Origin of the sequence: Bacillus sanguinis (genome assembly GCF_018332475.1) — a bacterium.
GTDB lineage: Bacteria > Bacillota > Bacilli > Bacillales > Bacillaceae_G > Bacillus_A > Bacillus_A sanguinis.
This window is the reverse complement of sequence record NZ_BOQB01000116.1, coordinates 1-4,097: the sequence shown is the minus strand read 5'-3', so window position 1 is coordinate 4,097 and position 4,097 is coordinate 1. Positions and strand designations below refer to the sequence as shown.

At 32.4% G+C, this 4,097-nt stretch carries 6 protein-coding genes and 1 pseudogene; 6 read left to right on the top strand and 1 reads right to left on the bottom strand.

What is annotated here, in order from left to right; all coding sequences use genetic code 11:
- Positions 1-114: pseudogene (locus tag KI369_RS14025) on the top strand (GlsB/YeaQ/YmgE family stress response membrane protein); the annotation flags it as partial.
- A 180-nt stretch (positions 115-294) separates the two neighbouring features.
- Here the strand turns inward: KI369_RS14025 and KI369_RS14020 are convergent.
- Complete coding sequence (locus tag KI369_RS14020) at positions 295-495, bottom strand: methyltransferase (protein ID WP_212956360.1); 201 nt, start codon at positions 493-495, stop codon at positions 295-297.
- 197 nt (positions 496-692) lie between these two features.
- On the opposite strand from KI369_RS14020, the gene KI369_RS14015 reads away from it, so the two are divergent.
- The 5 genes from KI369_RS14015 (at position 693) to KI369_RS13995 (ending at position 4,083) form a co-directional block, all read left to right on the top strand.
- Entirely contained in the window at positions 693-1,031 is a 339-nt protein-coding gene (locus tag KI369_RS14015) for an STAS domain-containing protein (RefSeq protein ID WP_212956359.1), read from the top strand.
- Between the two features lie 6 nt (positions 1,032-1,037).
- Positions 1,038-1,520, top strand: coding sequence for an anti-sigma B factor RsbW (gene rsbW, locus KI369_RS14010; protein WP_212956358.1), 483 nt, complete (start codon positions 1,038-1,040; stop codon positions 1,518-1,520).
- Complete coding sequence (gene sigB / locus KI369_RS14005) at positions 1,483-2,259, top strand: RNA polymerase sigma factor SigB (protein ID WP_212956357.1); 777 nt, start codon at positions 1,483-1,485, stop codon at positions 2,257-2,259. The genes rsbW and sigB overlap by 38 nt, the downstream gene beginning before the upstream one ends.
- A gap of 68 nt (positions 2,260-2,327) precedes the next feature.
- On the top strand, positions 2,328-2,768 hold the full coding sequence (locus KI369_RS14000) for a ferritin-like domain-containing protein (RefSeq protein WP_212956356.1): 441 nt from the start codon (positions 2,328-2,330) through the stop codon (positions 2,766-2,768).
- A gap of 172 nt (positions 2,769-2,940) precedes the next feature.
- Complete coding sequence (locus KI369_RS13995; protein WP_212956355.1) at positions 2,941-4,083, top strand: fused response regulator/phosphatase; 1,143 nt, start codon at positions 2,941-2,943, stop codon at positions 4,081-4,083.
- The last annotated feature ends 14 nt before the right edge of the window (positions 4,084-4,097 follow it).

Here is a 4,097-nt window from a genome sequence, read left to right as displayed (position 1 = left end):
TTTGGTCATTGGGGTCCTGAATGGGGAGGCATCTTTATTCTTCCAGCTTTATTAGGTGCAATCGTCTTTATTTTAATCGTTACATTCTTTTCTAGAATGCTACGGAAAGCGTAAGTATGATAATGAATAATAATCTTAAGTTTATTATATATAGTTATAAAGTGAATGAACTGATAAATATACATAAAAAAGCATCCAATTAAACTAATTTGGATGCTTTTTTAATGTAATATGCATAGGAATGAGCGGGGGATGAAGGCCCCCGCTCATTGAAATTACACTTTCTATTATGTATTAAACCATCGTTACTTTTTTACAATGATTTATTCTTACGACCTGCCTCGGTTCTATATGAGATAAGTCCTCGCTATTACCTATATCAACTACAATTGTATTCGTTAGTATATTAATAATGGAACCAACTAATTTTGTAGCATGATCGTGTCGATAAGAAAATTGAACAAAATCTCCCTTTTTAAAACTGTGCTCTTCCATAGATAGATCCCCCTAAAAATAATGTTTATACATTATACATACACAAATTTATAAAGTTTAAACATTTGGTAGTACTTTTTAAGAGTTAAGTTGGGAAAGATATAGAAAATTTATTTATAATGAAAATGAAAAAATATGTTTAAAACTAATTTTTATGGGTAATTAAGATAGTAGTAGTTTGAGATAAGGGGGCGGAAATGATGAATTTGGCAATAAATATTTTGCAAAATGATGCAGGTTATAAGGTAGAACTTAATGGTGAGATTGATGCATATACGGCATCAGATTTAAAAAATAAGATTATGCCTATTGCAAGTGAAAAAGAGGCTCATATTGTAGTAGATTTTCATAACGTAGATTATATGGATAGTACCGGTTTAGGTGTTTTTATAGCGCTATTAAAAGCAGTTAAGAAAAATGATGGAAAACTAGAGTTTATTGGTGTATCTAAAAGGTTAAAAAGATTATTTGATATTACAGGATTAACAGAAATATTAAATTTGAATTCTGATTTTGAAAAAGTAGAAAGAAGGTGACTAGGGATGATGGAGAGATTTGAAAAGATAGAAATGAAAATTCCTGCAAAGGCAGAATATGTGGCTATTATTCGTTTAACGATGGCTGGTGTTGCGAATCGGATGGGCTTTGCTTATGACGATATAGAAGATATGAAAATTGCTATTAGTGAAGCATGTACAAACATTGTACAACATGCATACAAAGAAGACGTTGGAGAAATTGCAATTGTCTTTGGGCTATATGAAGATCGATTAGAAATTATGGTTGCGGATAATGGGGTTAGCTTTGATTTTAACAACTTAAGAAGTAAAGTTGGCCCATATGATATTAGTAGACCAGTAGAACATTTGCCGGAAAATGGTTTAGGTTTATATTTAATCAATACGTTAATGGATGATATACAAATCATGCATGATGAGGGCATGACGGTTTTAATGACAAAATATATACAAAGAGAGCAGGTGGAGAATGATGGAAATCCAATCTCAACCTACGAATCTTACTAAAGAAGACGTTATTAAACTAATTGCAGACTTCCAACAAAACCAATGTGATGAGGCACAGGAAAGGTTAGTTAATCACTACAAAAATCTCGTATATTCCATTGCATATCGCTATTCAAAAGGCGGGCCAATGCATGAGGATATTATACAAGTAGGGATGTTAGGGCTCTTAGGCGCAATAAGAAGGTATGATTATTCGATAGGGAATGCTTTTGAACCATTTGCAATACCTACGATAGTAGGTGAAATAAAGAAGTATTTACGTGATAAAACTTGGGGTATTCATGTTCCAAGGCGAATTAAAGATTTAGGCGGGAAAATTAAACTTGCGATAGAGGAGCTAACAGATCAACTGCAACGTTCACCGAAGATTATAGAGATTGCAGATCATTTAGGACTATCCGAAGAGGAAGTGCTAGAAATTATGGATGCGAAAAATAATTATCGAGTATCTTCCTTAGATGATGTAGTTGAAAATTCATCTGATGGAAGTTCGGTAGCGAGAATTGAATCTGTAGGTGAAGTAGAGCAAGGATATGAAGAGACAGAAAGACGTCTCGTTTTAAAGGATATTTTTAACGTATTAAATGAGACGGAAAAGAGTGTTATTCATTATATATTTGGAGAAAATTTAAATCAAAAAGATACAGGGGAACGGTTAGGTATTTCACAAATGCACGTTTCTCGTATTAAAAGACAAGCGATAAGTAAATTGAAGCAAGCAGCGTTTTTAGATACATAAAAATTTTAAATAACGATGTTTAAAACATGAGAAAAGGGGTACTTATTAAGTATAGGAGGAGATATTAAATGTCACACGATGTGAAAGAACTAATCGAAGGATTGAATGAAGATTTAGCAGGAGAATACTCAGCAATTATTATGTATAACCATAATGCAGCTACAGTTTCTGGTATATATAGACAAGTATTAAAACCTTTCTTTGAATCTGAAATTAGTGATGAACAAGGACATGCCCTATATTTAGCGGAGAAAATTAAGACGCTAGGTGGTACACCTACTACGATCCCTTTACGAGTGAAACAAGCAGAAGATGTTAAAGAAATGTTAGAATACGCTAGACAATCAGAATATGAAACAATTAAGCGTTATGAAAAGCGAAAAGAGCAGGCAGCGAAATTAAATATGACAGAGTTAGTTGTAAAGTTAGAGGATATGATTGCAGATGAAACAAATCATATGGAAGAATTAGATCGTCTTTTAAATGACAAAGCAATGGTGTTAAATTAAAAGTGGAAACTTATAGAGTGAAAGAACAAACTCTCATTTCTGGGGGTTTGTTCTTTTGCTGTATAAATATGTTTGAGTAGGAAATTTTCATTTTATAACTGGGTATGTAATACTAGAAAAATAGAAAATGATAATAGATTTACATTTTAAATAAGAAAAGGGGAAATAACTTGTGTCCATTTTAATTGTTGATGATAATCCGGTTAACATCTTTGTAATTGAAAAAATTTTAAAACAAGCCGGATATCAGGATCTTGTATCACTTAATTCTGCACAAGAGCTTTTCGAATACATCCATTTTGGAAAAGATTCTTCCAGGCATAATGAAATAGATTTAATACTATTAGATATTATGATGCCTGAAATTGATGGACTTGAAGTTTGTAGGCGATTACAAAAAGTGGAGAAGTTTAAAGATATTCCTATTATTTTTGTAACAGCTTTAGAAGATGCAAATAAATTGGCCGAAGCACTTGATATAGGTGCAATGGATTATATTACGAAACCGATAAATAAAGTGGAATTGTTAGCTCGTATGCGTGTAGCATTGCGCTTGAAATCGGAATTAAATTGGCATAAAGAACAGGAAGAAAATCTTCGGAATGAACTAGATTTAGCTACGCAAGTACAAAGAAACTTACTAAGTAGCCCATTAAGAGAAGAACATATAAAAATTGAAGCAAGTTACTTACCTTCATTCAAACTAGCTGGAGATATGTATTACTGGTATAAAATCGATGAAAATCGCTACGGTATTATATTATTAGATGTGATGGGACATGGTGTATCTGCTTCCTTAGTTTGCATGTTCATTTCGTCTGTATTACGTGAAACGATTAAATGTTTAATCGATCCAGAACTTGTCATTAAAGACTTAAATAAATATATGACTCTTTTACATAATGAGAATGACAATATTCCCTATTATTTTACAGCGATATACTTAGTAGTTGATACAGAAAAGAGAACGATTGAATATGTAAATGCAGGACATCCTGCTGGATACGTTTTAGTTGATGAAGAGAATGTAGTTGCACTAGATCGAGGAAGTTGTGCAGTAGGATTTTTTGATGAAATAAAAGTTGAAAAGACAGTTATACCTTTTGAGAAAAATGCTCAAATCGTATTATTTACAGATGGCGTGCTTGAAGCAATTGCAAATGACGAATTTGAGGCTGAAGAGAAATTACGTACTTTTACAGAAAGGAAATGGGGAGAGTTAGAAGAAGAGATAGAAGGGTTTTACAAGGAAGAACAGAAGAAAGCACAATCAGATGATATGTGTCTCATTATGATACAAACGAATGCGAAATAAAAAGCGTATGAAAT

Bases quoted from the DNA above. Each gene is read 5' to 3' on its own strand.
- KI369_RS14020 (WP_212956360.1), bottom strand. From the start codon at position 495: ATGGAAGAGCACAGTTTTAAAAAGGGAGATTTTGTTCAATTTTCTTAT.
- KI369_RS14015 (WP_212956359.1), top strand. From the start codon at position 693: ATGATGAATTTGGCAATAAATATTTTGCAAAATGATGCAGGTTATAAG.
- rsbW (WP_212956358.1), top strand. From the start codon at position 1,038: ATGATGGAGAGATTTGAAAAGATAGAAATGAAAATTCCTGCAAAGGCA.
- sigB (WP_212956357.1), top strand. From the start codon at position 1,483: ATGATGGAAATCCAATCTCAACCTACGAATCTTACTAAAGAAGACGTT.
- KI369_RS14000 (WP_212956356.1), top strand. From the start codon at position 2,328: ATGTCACACGATGTGAAAGAACTAATCGAAGGATTGAATGAAGATTTA.